The following is a 15,558-nucleotide window of genomic DNA, read 5'->3' on the forward strand; positions in this document are numbered from 1 at the left end:
CCGTTCATCGCGCCTCGCGATACCTCCTTCACTCGCTTGCATGCCCGTGCAGACAGACCAACGGATCGTCCTGAAACCGCCATAAGCCTATGAAAATTACTGGCGAATAGCTATAACAGAAGTCATAGCCAGCCTGACGCTTCCGTATGTTGGCGTCATGAGTTTGTGTGTATGACAGTGAAACGGTTCAAGCTGAGAATTCTGAGTTTCATCAATGGTCAGCGATCAGCGTGGCTTATCGCGGTTCTGGTATTGCTGGTCGGTACCGCACTTACGATCATGCTGGCGCTGGCCGATAACGAGTTGTATCAGCGCCAGTTGCGTCAGCGTTTCGACATGGTTGCCGCGGAGCGCTTCAGTCGCCTGCAGGAGCGTCTGGACCGGCAGGTCACCCGGCTCGACACGTTGGCTCGCTTCTTTATCTACTCCCATCAGGTTGAACTGTCCGAATTCGACGGGTTTGTCGCGCCATTGCTGATTGGCACCCAGGCGTATGCCTGGAACCCGAGGGTGCTGCAGGCCGAGCGTGCAGCCTTTGAACGACAGTCGCGTGAGGAAGGATCGTCCGGGTATGCCATACGCGAGATGGATGAAAACGGCGCCTTGAAAATCGCCGCCGTGCGAAATGAATACTTCCCGGTTCGATTCATCCAGACCCTCAGCAACATTCCAACGCCAGCGGGGTTTGATATTGCTTCCGAGCCGGTGCGGCGTGCCGCTCTGGAGCGTGCGCGCTTGCTGAAACGAACGGTCGCAACGCCTCGTATTCGCCTGCTGTCCCTGGAGCCGTCCGATACCTACGGCATTTTGCTGGTCGCACCGGTGTTCTCGATTGGCCAGCCGGTTCCGCAATTGAGGGGCTACGTCACCGCAGTGATCAGCCTGACGCAATTGATGAACGTTGGAACGGCGGAGCAGGACAACCTTGCCGTGACCATGCTCGACCTCAGTTCGCCAGAAACGCCCGAGCAGGTCTACCAGTCTCCGCTCCCCGCAATACGCAATCAGCTGTACGCCAGCAGCCTGCTGAGCCTGGGCGACAGGGATTATCTGGTCGAGGTTCGCCCTACGCAGATTTTCAGTCTGAATAACCAGATCATGATGCCCGGTCGGGTGCTGTGGCTTGGAGGACTTTTGAGCCTGATGCTCAGTGCCTTGCTCTACAGCCTGATCAGCCAGCGTCAGCGCGCCTTGCAACGGGTGGCGCAGCGTACTCGCGAGCTGCGCCAGCGCGAGCAACAATTGAGGGCTGCGCACGGTCAACTGCGCAGTGTGCTGGATGCGGCGACAGAAGTGGCAATCATCGCGACCGATCTGGACGGGCTGATCAAGACGTTCAATGTCGGGGCACAGAAAATGCTCGGCTATGCACAGGAGGATGTGCTGGGCAGGTTTCGCCTCATGGACTTTTATCAGTCTGCTGATCTGGAGGCCCGAGCGAGCCGCTTGAGCAAAAGCCGCGGGCAACCGATCAGCGCCTCGCAACTGATGTTTCTCGACGCCGTGCAGGATGGTAACCACCCTTCGCAGGAGTGGACCCTGCAGCGCAGCGATGGCAGCACGCTGGTGGTGAATATGCTGGTCACCGCGGTGCGTGACGATCAGGGGCTCTGGACCGGGTATCTGGCCGTGTGCATCGACGTTACCGAGCACAAGCGTGTCAATCAGGCCCTTGCCGAGCAGGGGCAGTTGCTGAAAAAGCTCGGCTCGCAAGTCCCAGGCGGTATTTACCAGTACCATTTGGCCGTTGATGGCAGCGCGCGTTTCAGGTACGCCAGCGCCGGCATGTGCGAGCTGTTCGAAGTGGATGAAGAGCAGTTGCTGGGCGACTCTGAAACTATCCTGCAACGCATACAGCCGGTGGATCTGACACGGGTCAAAAGCTCCATTCTGATCAGCGCCAAACACCTGACACCGTGGGGTCAGGAGTACCGCGTCGATCTGCCACGCAAGGGTTTGCGCTGGCTACGCTCGGCGTCGACGCCTGAGCGCCTGGCCGATGGCAGCGTGCTGTGGCATGGCTTTGTGTCCGATATCACCGACCTCAAGCGCGTCGAGCAGGAGTTGCGTGCGCTGTCGGTCACTGACGTGCTGACCGGTGCCTATAATCGGCGCTACTTTCAGGACCGGATGCAGTCCGAGCTGAAAAGAATCGACCGGCACGGCGGTAACCTGTCGGTCATCATGCTCGATATCGATCACTTCAAACGGATCAATGACCGCTTCGGGCATGCCGCAGGCGATCAGGTGCTCAAGGCCATTTCGGAAAAGATCAGCCAGCGGCTGCGCAGCGATGATGTGTTCTGCCGCCTGGGTGGCGAAGAGTTCATGGTGATCTGCCCGGGAACGCGCGGTGCCCAGGCCTATCAACTGGCACTGAGCCTGCGCGATGAACTGCGCAAGCAGGTTATCGAAGGCGTCGATCAGGTGGTCACGGGCAGCTTCGGGATCGCCAGCTGGCGCGAGGGTGAGGGTGTCGACGCGATGTTGCTGCGCGCCGACTCGGGTGTCTATGCGGCGAAACAGGCCGGTCGCGATCGGGTCGAGCCCGAGCAACGCTGATGAAGACAGACCCGCTGCGACAGCGGGTCTGTTGTTGATGGCCAGTATCGGTTGGTTATTGCTGGATCGAGACCGTGGTGTTGGTCAGCTTGGGCTGCCGATACAGATCGATCAGTACCTCGTCGAGTATCGAGGATGCGCCGAACGGACGCGGGTCGTTGAGGATCGCCACGACTGCCCAGGTGTTGCCGTTACTGTCGCGGCTGAAGCCGGCAATCGCGCGTACGGTATTCAGGGTGCCGGTCTTGATGTGCGCCTCGCCCAGCAGCGGGGTGCGCTTGAGTCGCTTGCGCATGGTGCCGTCGAGGCCGGCCAGCGGCATCGAGCTCATGAATTCGGCCGCATAGGGGCTGCGCCAGGCCGCTTGCAGGATCACCGCCATTTCACGCGCGCTGACACGCTCGGCCCGCGAAAGCCCGGAGCCGTTCTCCATGACCAGATGCGGCGCAGTGATGCCTTTCTTCGCCAGCCACTGACGGATGACACGTTGCGCGGCCTTGCCGTCGTCACCGTCCGCTTCGTTGCGGAACTCTTCGCCCAGGCTCAGGAACAGTTGCTGGGCCATGGTGTTGTTGCTGAATTTGTTGATGTCACGAATGACTTCCACCAGGTCCGGTGAAAAGGCCTTGGCCAGCAACTTGGCATTGCCGGGCAGCACGCCAACGCGGTCCTTGCCCTGAATGGTGCCGCCCAGTTCCTGCCAGATGGCTCGCACTGCGCCGGCCGCGTAGGTCGGATGGTCCAGCAGTGACAGGTAGGTCTGTGAGTTGCAGCCATTGCCCAGCTGGCCGGTGACCGTCACGTTGACGCTGCCATCGGCCTGGGTGACCGGGTTGTAGCGCACATCCCCGGTGCATTGCTTCGAGGCGCTTGCCTTGACCTGATTATCAATGCGGATGCTGGCAATCGGCGGCTCGACCGAGACCAGAATCCTGCCATCGTCATTACGGGTCACGAATCGCAGCGCCTTGAGGTTGACCATAAGCGCGTCGGGTTTGACCAGAAACGGCTTGTTGTCGTCATTGCCGTCATCGTTGAACACCGGCAATTGCGGTTGCACAAAATGACTGCGGTCCAGTACCAGGTCGCCGGTCACCTGCTGTACACCGTTGGCGCGAAGGTCACGCATCAGCAGCCAGAGCTTTTCCATATTCAGCTTGGGATCGCCACCGCCCTTGAGATACAGGTTACCGCGAAGCACGCCATTGCTCAGAGTGCCGTCGGTGAAGAATTCGGTTTTCCACTGATGGGTCGGGCCGAGCATTTCCAGGGCCGCATAAGTGGTGATCAGCTTCATGGTAGAAGCCGGATTGACCGATACGTCGGCGTTGAATACGGTCGGCGTGCCCGGGCCGTTAAGCGGCAACATCACCAGCGACAGTGCGTCATCGCTGAGTTTGCTGGCTTTCATAGCCTGTTGAACCTTGGGGGGCAGCGTGGTGTTGATGACGGCGGCGTAGGAGGGCAGAGCCAGGGGCAAAAAAAGTGACGCGAGCAACAATGGACGTAGCGACTTGATCATTGACTAAAACCCTACTGCAAAGAGGGAAACGAAAAAGAGGGCATGGATGAATTCCCTCGGTAACTATTGCAAATGGCGATTCGATTTCGATAACTATAGTAGTGAATGCGCGGCGGGCTTTTTTTGTAACACGCAATGCCACGCATGAAACGAGTCGCATTATGCCCCAAGCGGGGCAGGCTTGTGACCGGGGGGTAAGCCGGTAAATGCTATTTTTTATTGATTCGGCATCGGCGGCTGCTGCAAGGCCGGATATCCATCACCCGCTGTAATTGTCGGGCTTTTAAATTGCCAAGCTGGTAAAGTGCCGCCCGATATTTATTGATGAGGATTGTCCCATGGCCACTAACCGCTCCCGCCGTCTGCGCAAGAAACTGTGTGTGGACGAGTTCCAGGAATTGGGTTTCGAACTGAACCTGGACTTCAAGCAAGAGCTGGACGACAAGGCAATCGATGCTTTCCTTGACGCTTTCCTGAAAGAAGCAATGGAAGCCAACGGTCTTGGCTATGTGGGCGGCGACGACTTCGGTCTGGTTTGCCTGAGCAAGCGTGGCTCGGTCAGCGAAGAGCAGCGTGCTGCTGTCGAAGCCTGGCTCAAGGGCCGCAGCGAACTGACAGAAGTCACTGTCAGCCCGCTGATCGACGTCTGGTACCCGGAAAAAGAAATCAATCCGGCCGCCTGATGTAGCGGGAAGCAGGCCAGCGCCTGCTTCCCTTGCCTGTTCCCGCGCACCCTTTCGTACATACCCTCGCCATACCGTCTTCAGCGCTCGCTCAGTCAGGCTTCGCCTGTTGCAGCATCAGTGCGTCCTCAAGCTCGATCATGGCCAGTTCGACCGCCTGCTGGCAGGTGCGAAACTGTTCATCCGGCGTGTCCGGTTCGCAGGCCAGTTCGAGCGCATCACAGGCGTCGACCACCCTTGAAGCCTGGATGATCCGTGCTGCGCCCTTGATCCTGTGCGCCAGGTCACGGGTTTTCTGACGATTGTTTTCCGGCATCAGTCTGGCGAGCAACAGCCGGTCTTCGTGGTTACTGTGCAGCAGTTGCGTGAGCAGGCGCTCAACCATTTCAGGACGGTCACCGGTCAGGTTGCTGACGCTGTCGAGGCTGAAGGGCAGGGCCCGCGGGGGCGCCAGCGGGGCAATGGCTGCCAGCCGCTCGCTGAGCATCGAGAGGCTGATGGGTTTGAACAGGCAATCGTCCATGCCTGCTGCCCGGCAGCGTTCTATCTCGTCGGGCTGCGCGTTGGCCGTGAAGCCCCAGACCGGGCAGCGTTGGCGTTCGCAGGCGCGCTCCTGTTCACGGATAGCCGCGGTCATGTCGTAGCCGTTCATGATCGGCATGTTGCAGTCGGCGACGACCAGATCGAAGGTATCGGTCTTCCAGCGCTCGAGCCCTTGCGCGCCGTTTTCGGCCATTTCGCAGTGATGGCCTAGAAAGCCGAGCTGCTGGCAAAGCAGCAGTCGATTGGCCGGATGATCGTCGACGATCAGGATTCTGAGTGCCTGATGAACGACGGCTGCCGGTTGCGCAACGACGGGCTGCCCGGTCAGCGCTTCAAGTGTGGTCAGCACCAGGTTCATGCTGATCCGGGTACCGTGCCCCGGTGTGCTGTCGAGCGAGAGATTGCCGCCCATCATCATGCACAGGCTGCGGCAGATCACCAGCCCGAGCCCGGCGCCGGTACGCGCCATTTGTCCGGTGTTATCGGCCTGAGCGAACGGTTCAAACAGGCGTTGCTGGTCTTCGACACTGATGCCGATGCCGCTGTCCTGAACGGTGATGTGCAGATGCAGCAGTTGCGGGTCCGGACTTTCGGCTGCCTGCAGTACGACCTTGATCCGCCCCATCGGGGTGAACTTGATGGCATTGCTGACCAGGTTGGACAGTATCTGTTTGAAGCGCAGCGGGTCGATCAATACGTCGGCATTGATCCTGCTGTCCAGTTCCAGTACCAGCTCGAGGTCCTTCTGCCGCGCCAGACCGTCGAATACCCTGAGCACCGATTCCACCAGACGACGCAGATTCGCCCGCTCGGGGTTGAGTGACAGCCGCCCGGATTCGATGCGGGCGATGTCAAGGATATCGCCGATCAGGTCGAGCAGGTCGTTGGCCGAACTGTAGGCGACTTCGATGGCCGAGCGATCCAGTTCGCCGTGATCGGCACGTTTGAGCGCCAGTTCCAGCATGCCGATCACTGCGCAAATAGTTGCATTGCGTGTTTTTAGGCATTGATCGTGACATCGCTCTGCGAGCTTGTGAGTCCTGTTTTTCGTGATGCTGGGAATTAATGCTGGCGATAACCACAACAAGGAGGATCAACACGTTTTTTCAGTGTTACCGGATCACAATCGCTCGTGAATAAAGAATGCACTTGCGTCAAATTCTTGTGATGAGGTTCGCGCTTGCAAGCAGCCCACGCAACTTACTGAAGGTGCTGCAAAATCGGTGACAAACGGTCACGATCCAGTAGTTATGCGGCCTACACGCAAGATATGTGTTTAAAACATAAATTACACACAGTTTTATCCACAGGCAGTGGATTGCAATTAACGTTCGAAACGCATTATCTTGTATTCAGTCGCTGAGAAAGCCCCTAGATATGGGGGTACGCAGTTACGGTCTGGCCTAGGAAGGGCCGGAGGATAAAGCTTGCGGAATGAACACGATGACGGTCGCCAAACTTAACCGTGTCCATCCGCACCAATCCAAAACCTTCGACTGAACCAATCGTTAGTTATGGTGGGACGATCATTGAGCCAAATGCTGACGCGTTTGGCAATCGCTAATCGCATTTGATCGCACCCTGATGACTAGCAAACTCAATGCTTTTCCATCGGAGAAACCGGCCATGCCGACTCTGTTGATCACCTGCAACGCAGGAAAACTGGGCGTCAAACGCCAACTGTTGATCGCTGAAATCTACAAATTTTCGGCAGCACGACTCACGCCATCTGTTTACGTAATTCAGACGGACTGCGCGGTGAGAGAAATTTTTAAGCGGCTGAAACCGTTCATCGAGCATGACGAGAGCTTGTACGTCTCTGAGATTCAGTCGACGGTTGGTCATGGCGATTCCGACGTCAACGGCTGGCTTGAGATGAATCTCAACGGACGTACGTTGCACTAGTGAGAGGGAGCCCCGGAGACGGGGCTTTTTAGCTGTTATTCGACCGGTTACTAAGAGCAAATCCGTGATAGCTCATTGAGGATAAAATGAAAGCAATAATGATTTTGCCGGGCATCATATGCACGCTTCTCGCGAGCAATGCCATTGCAGGGAGTGGGAACGAGTCTGGAGGGTTTCAGGTGATGACATCTATAGCCACAATTTTGGGCGCTATCTTAGTCTTCATCGTCAGTCAAATAGTGCTGAAGCTTGTCATTGAGCCAGTACAACAGCTCAAAGGGTCGATTGGGCAGACCGCTAACACCCTACTTCGTTATCAAGCCAAGATCACGAACGCCGCCGATGACGATGAGGTTTCTGCAACCGTCAAGGGGCACGCTGCCGATCTTATGTCAAAAGCAGAAATCATTTCATGCTACCGCGTTGCCCAAAGAATATTTGGACTGCCCAAGAAGGCTGATATACGCAGCGCTGCACAAGAGCTGAACCTTATAGGCTACTCGCTCATGAGCGCCTATAAACAGCGTCAGCAGCCTAATGAGATGCCTGCTAATATCTTCAAGCTTTCATCGGGCAATTGGGCGGCGCTCGCCAAGATTGGTAAGCTTCTCAAAGTAAGTACAAGCTATTCAGTCTAATCTCCTCAAAAACAACCTCGCCGCCGACAGAGAGCTTAATAGCGCAGATCGATTGCCCTTTCCGTATAGAAAATAATCTGTAGCCCAGGAACGGACTTGAGCCCGACCTGCTTAACAGGCCGCGAGGGGACGTGACGGGTCGTCAAGGTTTTTGAAAATAAGAATCATGTTTATTTGAAAAACTTCGACACAGAGCCTGAGCTAGCTTGAGCAAGATCAGGCTGGATCTTGCTTTGGGGGCTCACTGCCAAGGCTTAGCTAGAGGGGAGTGAGTGATGATGAGAGTGTTCACACGCTGCTGAAAGGCGTCAGTCAGGGGAGCTTCAGTTCAAGAGTCTTCATCACACGACTGACCTGCATTGCAGACCATACACCGCCACGAGCCGTTGAGATCTTCTTGTTATTCAAGCAATCGGCAACCTGTTGCAGGGACGTAGCGCCCTTACGAATGCACAAGTCTATAGGGTCACGCACTGTCTCAGACCATGACGCTACGCGCTCTTGAATGGCGACTGTAGCCTTTGCCCGGTTAACCTCTGTACGACCTCTTGCAAGGGCTTCAGTCCTGTTCTGGATGCTCTGTGTGGCCTCTACGTCGCCCTTACTCGCCTTCCTCTTCAGAGCCGCTAACGCATCTTTGGTGCGGCCTGCGATGAACTCACGCTCCTGCTGAGCAAGCGCTGCAAACAGATGAATTTGGAAGTTATCTGCATGGGGCATTGTTGCGATCTTGATGACTGCACGCTTCATTAGGCCTGCAATGTGCTCAACATCACGACTGATACGATCAACCTTTGCAACCAAGATAGGTAGGCCATGAGCAAGGGCCTTCTTGCACTCTGGACGATCCAAAGGGGCGACCGTACCGCTTACCGTCTCTGTGTACTCAGCGACAATTTCCCAGCCTTGTGAGCTTGCGGCAGCCTTCACGTAATCCTGCTGTGCTTCTATACCCAAGCCACTTTTCTCCTGAGCACCTGTCGAAATCCGGTAGTAGGCCACGACCTGAGTGATCTGTAGATTTGTCATGGTTAGGCCCTCAAAAGTAGTTGATGGACCCATCATAACATTCATTGAACGTTCGTTCTAGGTTTGTTATGTATGTTTCTTATGCTTTGATTGGGCAGCGTTGGATCAGGCGAGCTAGTCAGAAAGAGCTACCGTACTACGGATCGAAATCACAACCTCGGCAGCTTGCTGGATCAGTTGTTACTACTATCGGTTGCTTGTGGTCATCCCCAGTGCTAGCGCACAGGCATGCGACAGGCCACGCTTGCCTTTCTTCACACCGCTTAGGATGTGATAGCAAGTATTCCTATCAAGGTTATGTTTTATTGAAAAATCAGTAACAGATAAGCCCTGCTGGTTCAGCCATTGTCTTGCCTCTGATGCGGTTCTGAGCTTCATTTATCGCTTCCTTACGAATGGGTGGAATCCTCAAGGTAGCTGCCTCTGACGCAAGCTGAGTAGGAAGCGACAGGCGGTCGCTGGGGTATCACGCTCGATCTCTCCGAAGCCCAGCACGTACACTTCAAAGACATCACGTCACCGGTAGGTAAATGGCCCATGGCAAAGAAGAACAAAAAGGATGGCAAACAGCTAGAAAACGTCGTGACGTATATCGAAAGCTTGAAGCTCCCACCGGATTGGACGATCACGCCGCGAGTTCTCAGCACTACTGCCAATGGAAGGCCGGGAGCGGAACTCGACATAATGGTCGAAGGTAAAGTCGGCACTATCGACTTCAAATGGCTCATTGAGTGTCGAGACCGCCCATCAGAAGGACCGGCCAACGTCGCTTGGATCGAACAGCTGGTTGGCAGAAGGCAACGATTCAATCTTTCCCGCGTTACAGCTGTGTCTACGACCGGCTTCAGCGCTGCCGCAGTCGAAGAAGCAGAGCGTTTTGCAATCGACACGCGGGAGTTTAAGAACTTGTCGCCGTCTGAATTCGAGAGCTGGCCAGAGCTTGTCGGCATGCCTCACCGGACTGAGATTCGCAACCTTGATAGGGTCGAATTTGGCATAGAATCTCTGCCGCCGACAGTCAGTTTGGAGAGCTTGAACGAGGCCTTAGAAGGGGATCAATCAAATTTGATGCTTCGCAATTTGAATACCGGCACGAGCATCACTCCGCGTGAAGTCTTTACCAAGACGCTTGGCAACCATCCCGAGTTATTGAATGCCCTGAAGATAAACGGTCCAGCGGTTCCGGTGCATTTCAATGTCACATTGAATGAACCTCACGCTCTGGATACAGCTGAGGGCCCGGTGCCCGTGGTCCTGCTGAGGTGTACAGGCAGCATTCAGTGGCTTGAGGAACATAAACCCTTGGTGTTCTCCGGCGAGTACTCTCGCAGCCCCACTGGTGAAACGATCTCTCGGTTGCGGATGTTTGAACCGCTGGAGGTTTTAGGTCTGAACCTACAGATGGAAATCCATGAATCCCCTGACATCCCCGGCTCGACAGTCGTGTTTAGGAATGTCACGGAAGCGCCCCGCAAGGCGGTCAAGGGGCGCAAGTCGTCACCTTGAACAGGAAACAGTGAATGCTTGTTGATCGACGTGCCGGGTCGTCACTCACCCGTGTACAGGCCGCTTGCGATCTCCCGACCTGATGTCGTCCCTCGTGCAGAAAATCATGACTCTGGACCAGTTGGAGGGGTTTGCCGTCTGGAAACGTTCGGAAACTATCTATTACAGAGTCCGGCTTATCCATGTTCGAGCACAGGCCCCGGAAATACTAGGCAGTAGCGTAGTTAGCACATCAGACGTGCCCGTCTGGGTGTTTGTATACTGCAGGTTTTCGCATGGTTTCTGGGGGTTTAAACAGGGTTACGCCGGGCGCTTTTGCTGTGGGTGGTTGATTGCAAAACAGCGAGCCGTGCCAACCCGAAAATGGTTGTCCTCAAGCATTCGGGCCACACCATGGTGCTTGAACTGTTCGAGCAGTTGGCCTGACACATTGTCGCAATACTTCAACATGGCATTGGCAAGGGTATCGCTGCTATCACTGGAGGCGTAGACCAACGCTGTGTTGCACGGCAACAAGTAGTCGGCGTAATACGGCACCCTTCGAGCGTTGATATCGATGTGCTTGCCCAGTTCACTGTCTACAACCATGCCCAAGCGTTGGGTGTGCAGGAACGGGGTGTTCGTGTGTCTGGTTAGGGCCAGATGCCAACCTAGCAATTCGGCATTTGTGTCTGGCCCAGAATCAAGGATCAGGTAGGAGGTAAGCGGTTGAATGAACACTTCTCTGCCCCATGCTTGCAGATGCTCGGCAATAATGACGATGGTGCATGCGCTGACCATGTAGCCTTCGAAGCGGGTAGGCCCGTTAGCATCGCTGATTGTGTTCGTGTCTGATGCCAACATGTAATCGAATTTTGTCTTCAGGTGCTCGATATAATCTAGTTCAAGCCCAAAGTGATCAGCAGGGGCAGAGAACCGTACTTTATCGTCTTTGCCATTTGGTCTGGTCGTGGTCATTTGGCGGCGAATGGTCGCGGGGTCAACTTCATGGATGACCACCTCACCGGAAGGGTGCATGGTTACCGTGAGGCTGGAAACCTTCTCCGTACCATGGCCGTAAACCCATTCGTGACGGGGTAATTCTTGCTTGCCTTTAGCACTCTTCTTGTGCTTCTTAGCCATGGTGCCTCTCCTTGCTGGTCGTGAAGTTGTACCACGCTTAATAGGAGGTTCCGCCAGAGGGGGGATTTAGCCTCATAGCCTCGCTTTGGGAAGCTCAGCACAGCATATGCTTAGACCATAAATAGATGTAAGGTGGCCACAGATGTCCACATAATCATGGAGAAACAAAATGGCGCACTACGCAATTGCTTTCGACCTCGATACGAAGGCCATGAAAGCACAAGGGATGACAGACGCTCAGCGCACCAAGGTCTACCAGAACGAGATTCCTAAAGCTTTGGCGTCATGTGGATTCACAGCACACCCACAAGGCTCTCTCTACCATACTGAAGCTGAGCAGAACCCTATTACCGCCATCATGCAGCTTCAATCATCTTTGAAAGGGCAAGCCCCGCTGTTCTGCAAATTTGTGCGACGCGTACACGTCTTCCGTATGGATGAATGGAGCGATGTCACGGGCTTGATCGCTGATCGTCCAGCGGCAGAGGGGCCAGACGGCGAGGAAGAGTTGCTGGAGCAAGAAGATCTCGACGCGGCTGCTGAAAAAGAGAGGGCCGCGTAAGGCGGCTATCACTCCCAAGGCAATGAATTCGTCGCATTCGCCGCTGTGTGCCCCTGTTTTAGTATCGGGGGCATTTCTGGCAAATACTCACCAAGGTCATCCGCGAAGCTCCTGAACGTCTTCAATACTCGTACCGTGGTCATTGGCAAAGCTGCTACAACAACTTCGACAGGTGCGAACGCTGGCACGTCTAGCGCTAGATTGCCCAAAGCAGCCATTTGCTGAAGCGCTGGCATCAATGTAACGGCTACATCTGACAGCTCCTTGCCGTGCAATACGGCAAACAGGTCAGGCAGCAAGCTCGATTCAAGGATGAAAGGCTCTCGGTGATTCACCCGTTGCGTGCACTGAGTGATGAATGCCGCCAAGTGCTGAAGGTCTGGGCGAATCACTGCGTGACGCTGTAGCTCAGCTGCGAAGATGTCCAGCGGGTGCACGTCCTGTGTCATGAGCTTGAAACCCTTTCCATCTCTGTCCTGAAGCTTAGCTTTCAACGTGGTGAGCGCTTTGCTAGACATGCCGTCTAGCTTGGAAAGGTATTCAGCATGCTCTGGCACATCTGGGCGAAGATGGTCGTGGAGCCATGACAAAGTTTTGTGTCGTGTCGAGGGCTGGAGCTTTACGGCCTTAGCAAACTCGGTGATCACATCTTCGCCCAGGAACTGAACGATTCGCTTGATCGTAGCGGCTCGACTGTCGCCCTTATGTACCTCGTGCCGGGACTGAAGCTTTGCACGGTGAATGCTCAGACCATGGCCAAAGTGTTTCACTCCGTGAGATCGGTTCATGCCTGATGGAGCGATCACCAGATTGTCAGCGTGATATAGGCCTACGGCTGATTGACCACGTGCAGGAGCTATGTGGCTCATGGCGTAGTCACGATTGTCACCGTACTCGTTTGCACGAAGGTAGCGCTTGTACAAGGCGTATAGCTCTGTGAGCGAGGTCACGTCGTGGCCCTGAAGCACTTGGAGTGTTCCAGCACGTTCAACCTCAGCAGCGAGGACGTACATAAATGCTGAGTTGGTTGCACGGTCCATCTGGTCTATACGGCGATTTTGTTTGTTCGCTGCTTTCTGACAATCAGAACCGCAATAGACTTTTTTTGTGGTCTTGGTGCGAAAGCGTTTTTTGCAATGTGGGCATGTCGGCTGGCGTTGCTTATTGGTGCTGCTCGGTGCTTCTTTTGTCATTGATGACTCCTACATGGATCGTCGGTTGGGATTGGTTGTATTGGTATGTCTGGCGGCATGAGCCGCAGCAGAACGGCATAGGTTTGGTCACTGTGAAAGCTCGACCACAGTTACGGCAGTTGCATTGCTTCATAAGTTGATCACCTTTATTAAGTGAAAAGTGTGTGCTCGTGCACACGAAAATTGGCTACAGCCCTTATAGAACAAGGGGTGCGGCGTATCGAATCATTAGATTCTATTACTAGAGCACTGCCACTTCTCTCAAAGTGGCTGGAGACCATACATCCCAAGAATCATTTCTTGAACTTGCAACTCTGTATATCCATATAATATGCCCACGTGAACCTCTCGTTGGGCAATTGGTATTGCTTTAGCAACGTTATCGCCATAGACGGCTGCAACGTAATTTGCACAAGCCTGCTCAAGCTCTGGATGCGTAGCTATTTGGCCATACGGCACAGCCTTTGTGCTATCACCTATGAACATCAATTGGCCCCGCCGAAGCGCTTGATTACCCAGTCACCTTTATAACCAACTCCCGGCAGGTCCGCCGGAAGGATGAACGACTGATACGGCTGACGACCATTTGCCTTGTTGTGCTGGTTGCAAGCGTCGAACACGTAGTCTTCGCCGTAATCGGAAGCTTTCATTACTAACGTCCACGTTACATGTGCTTTTTGTATAAGTGCTTCATCTGGAATCGTTTCCGGTGCCCAGCGTTGACGCAAAATGAGTTCGAGATTGTCCATTAGGCGTATGACCCTCCATGAAAGCGAGTTCGGCTGCCAGCTGATGGCGTGTAATTTTGAAACGACTCACGCAAGGCTTTCTCAAACTTAACAGGGCCATGACTTGAGTGAATCGTTTCGAATCCTTGGAAGTAATGACCATCAAACTCGGCTAGGAACATCGTAAACAACTGAATGATCAGCTTAGAGCCGCTGATTGACAAAACGATTCCAGTATCAGTTTTGAACCAGTATTCCTTGAAACCGAATCCTGCTATATCGAGAGCTTTTAGCCTTGTACGGAATGCTCCGAGAAGGGTCCTTGCGCTGGCGTCACCCATTAGCAGCACTATTTGGAAATACGGGCCTGCGTTAAGGAGTCGCGGTAGGTATTTCTCTATCATGCTTTACCTCCAGCGATGGCGGCTGATACTTCCAAACGAATAGCTTCTCTTTCAGCTTGCTCGGCTTTCTGCTGTTCTAGGTTACGCTGACGAATTTTTGCAGCGAGTTGTTGCTCGGTAACCCGGTCAACTTCAGCTTCACGTTCTATATCAAGTTCAACTTGGTAAGCGGTACCAATTTTTTGCAAAATTTCCTTCAGCTCTTTTTCTTGAAGATCAATTGGCTTTGTGAGATGCATAATGGTGAAGCCGCCCAGACTTACGCTTACAATTCCGGGTAGCACGTTGACAAAATCTACTTCCATCCCCACAGGTGCGCTCCAGCCTTCGGCCAAACGCTCGTGGAAGTGAAAAAATGCTTCTGTGGGCTTGTCGAACTCAAATGTTAATGTGGCAGTTTGACCGTTATCGAGATGACTCTGCACGATAGAGGTACGGTAAGTCTTCGCTGCCAAGTCTTGGCGCTGTTGGAGCTGGTCTTTGTCGATGGTGAATCGTGGTGTTTGCTTTGTCATTTTCTCTCTCCTGATGGGATGGTGTTTTGCATAGTTTGGTAATAGCGGCGAAGCTCTTGCAGTATTTCATCGATGACTTTACTTTTGGCTTCGCCAATTAAGGGAGTGACAGCTGAAGTCAAAACATTGTCTGTAGTCAGTGTGGAGTGCACCATGTCAAGTGCTTGAAGTAGACTCCGCAGTTGTTCTTCAATATTATCCGGAGTGCTGCACTGCGACTGCGAGCCTTTATTAACGGCCTGACCATTGCGGTAAGCGCGTTGTCGGCAAGCATTCGAGCAGTATTTTCGTTGACTGCGGAAAGTGCCGTATCTTGACCGACAGGTTTCGCAGAATTTATAAATCAGAGGCATAGATGATCCGTCTCCTTGAGTTGGATGGCTGGGTTGAGTAGGTTTGTTACGACGTTACAGTGTAAATGATGCCCAATAAAAAGCCGAACCCCGATAGAAGTTCGGCAAATATTATGGGGAGGCACCATTAAAATTTATACCCTGCTCAACAAAGCTTGTAGCGCGGGTCACACTATCGAGAGCTTTCGACTCTCTCGCCGTTATCGATCAATGGTAACAGCTAAACCACGAGGAGGCGCTTGGACACCTTGATCTAACTTATATCCGAACACCATTACCCGAAGGAGAACGAG

At 54.1% G+C, this 15,558-nt stretch carries 15 protein-coding genes and 1 pseudogene; 6 read left to right on the plus strand and 10 right to left on the minus strand.

The window, feature by feature from the left end:
- Positions 1–171: 171 nt before the first annotated feature.
- The gene (locus LCH65_RS11935; protein ID WP_054081867.1) at positions 172–2,562 is read left to right on the plus strand and encodes a GGDEF domain-containing protein; all 2,391 of its coding nucleotides are present in this window, start codon (positions 172–174) and stop codon (positions 2,560–2,562) included.
- Between the two features lie 55 nt (positions 2,563–2,617).
- Here the strand turns inward: LCH65_RS11935 and dacB are convergent, their stop codons facing one another.
- Positions 2,618–4,084, minus strand: a complete 1,467-nt coding sequence (gene dacB / locus LCH65_RS11940) for a D-alanyl-D-alanine carboxypeptidase/D-alanyl-D-alanine-endopeptidase (protein ID WP_003366890.1) — start codon at positions 4,082–4,084, stop codon at positions 2,618–2,620.
- A 338-nt stretch (positions 4,085–4,422) separates the two neighbouring features.
- Here dacB and LCH65_RS11945 point away from each other — a divergent pair, with 338 nt between their 5' ends.
- Positions 4,423–4,767, plus strand: coding sequence for a 50S ribosome-binding protein YggL (locus tag LCH65_RS11945; protein ID WP_003346101.1), 345 nt, complete (start codon positions 4,423–4,425; stop codon positions 4,765–4,767).
- A 91-nt stretch (positions 4,768–4,858) separates the two neighbouring features.
- On the opposite strand, the pseudogene LCH65_RS11950 reads toward LCH65_RS11945, so the two are convergent.
- Positions 4,859–6,286, minus strand: a pseudogene (locus LCH65_RS11950) (ATP-binding protein); the annotation flags it as partial.
- Between the two features lie 650 nt (positions 6,287–6,936).
- On the opposite strand from LCH65_RS11950, the gene LCH65_RS11955 reads away from it, so the two are divergent.
- The gene (locus LCH65_RS11955; protein ID WP_024663898.1) at positions 6,937–7,215 is read left to right on the plus strand and encodes a hypothetical protein; all 279 of its coding nucleotides are present in this window, start codon (positions 6,937–6,939) and stop codon (positions 7,213–7,215) included.
- Between the two features lie 86 nt (positions 7,216–7,301).
- On the plus strand, positions 7,302–7,853 hold the full coding sequence (locus LCH65_RS11960) for a hypothetical protein (RefSeq protein WP_226439496.1): 552 nt from the start codon (positions 7,302–7,304) through the stop codon (positions 7,851–7,853).
- 312 nt (positions 7,854–8,165) lie between these two features.
- On the opposite strand, the gene LCH65_RS11965 is transcribed toward LCH65_RS11960, so the two are convergent.
- Both LCH65_RS11965 and LCH65_RS11970 read right to left on the minus strand, forming a co-directional pair.
- Positions 8,166–8,927, minus strand: coding sequence for a recombinase family protein (locus LCH65_RS11965; RefSeq protein WP_226439497.1), 762 nt, complete (start codon positions 8,925–8,927; stop codon positions 8,166–8,168).
- Between the two features lie 141 nt (positions 8,928–9,068).
- The gene (locus LCH65_RS11970; RefSeq protein ID WP_080272483.1) at positions 9,069–9,260 is read right to left on the minus strand and encodes a hypothetical protein; all 192 of its coding nucleotides are present in this window, start codon (positions 9,258–9,260) and stop codon (positions 9,069–9,071) included.
- A gap of 159 nt (positions 9,261–9,419) precedes the next feature.
- On the opposite strand from LCH65_RS11970, the gene LCH65_RS11975 reads away from it, so the two are divergent.
- On the plus strand, positions 9,420–10,388 hold the full coding sequence (locus LCH65_RS11975; protein ID WP_226439498.1) for a hypothetical protein: 969 nt from the start codon (positions 9,420–9,422) through the stop codon (positions 10,386–10,388).
- Positions 10,389–10,688: 300 nt separating this feature from the next.
- Here LCH65_RS11975 and LCH65_RS11980 read toward each other — a convergent pair whose 3' ends face one another.
- The gene (locus LCH65_RS11980) at positions 10,689–11,510 is read right to left on the minus strand and encodes a hypothetical protein (RefSeq protein WP_226439499.1); all 822 of its coding nucleotides are present in this window, start codon (positions 11,508–11,510) and stop codon (positions 10,689–10,691) included.
- A gap of 169 nt (positions 11,511–11,679) precedes the next feature.
- Between LCH65_RS11980 and LCH65_RS11985 the strand changes: the two genes are divergently transcribed.
- Positions 11,680–12,072 (plus strand): hypothetical protein, encoded by a 393-nt coding sequence (locus LCH65_RS11985; protein ID WP_226439500.1) that lies wholly within the window; start codon positions 11,680–11,682, stop codon positions 12,070–12,072.
- Between the two features lie 8 nt (positions 12,073–12,080).
- Here LCH65_RS11985 and LCH65_RS11990 read toward each other — a convergent pair whose 3' ends face one another.
- The 5 genes from LCH65_RS11990 to LCH65_RS12010 all read right to left on the minus strand — a co-directional run bounded on the left by LCH65_RS11990 (position 12,081) and on the right by LCH65_RS12010 (position 15,265).
- A complete protein-coding gene (locus LCH65_RS11990; protein ID WP_226439501.1) occupies positions 12,081–13,265 on the minus strand; it encodes a hypothetical protein in 1,185 nt (394 codons plus the stop codon).
- Between the two features lie 485 nt (positions 13,266–13,750).
- Positions 13,751–14,014 (minus strand): hypothetical protein, encoded by a 264-nt coding sequence (locus tag LCH65_RS11995; RefSeq protein ID WP_226439502.1) that lies wholly within the window; start codon positions 14,012–14,014, stop codon positions 13,751–13,753.
- Positions 14,014–14,397, minus strand: a complete 384-nt coding sequence (locus tag LCH65_RS12000; protein ID WP_226439503.1) for a hypothetical protein — start codon at positions 14,395–14,397, stop codon at positions 14,014–14,016. The genes LCH65_RS11995 and LCH65_RS12000 overlap by 1 nt, the downstream gene beginning before the upstream one ends.
- Complete coding sequence (locus LCH65_RS12005; RefSeq protein ID WP_226439504.1) at positions 14,394–14,912, minus strand: hypothetical protein; 519 nt, start codon at positions 14,910–14,912, stop codon at positions 14,394–14,396. The genes LCH65_RS12000 and LCH65_RS12005 overlap by 4 nt, the downstream gene beginning before the upstream one ends.
- On the minus strand, positions 14,909–15,265 hold the full coding sequence (locus tag LCH65_RS12010; RefSeq protein WP_226439505.1) for a hypothetical protein: 357 nt from the start codon (positions 15,263–15,265) through the stop codon (positions 14,909–14,911). The genes LCH65_RS12005 and LCH65_RS12010 overlap by 4 nt, the downstream gene beginning before the upstream one ends.
- Positions 15,266–15,558 lie beyond the last annotated feature (293 nt).

The organism is Pseudomonas sp. MWU16-30316 (assembly GCF_020515645.1).
Classification (GTDB): Bacteria; Pseudomonadota; Gammaproteobacteria; order Pseudomonadales; family Pseudomonadaceae; genus Aquipseudomonas; species Aquipseudomonas cerasi.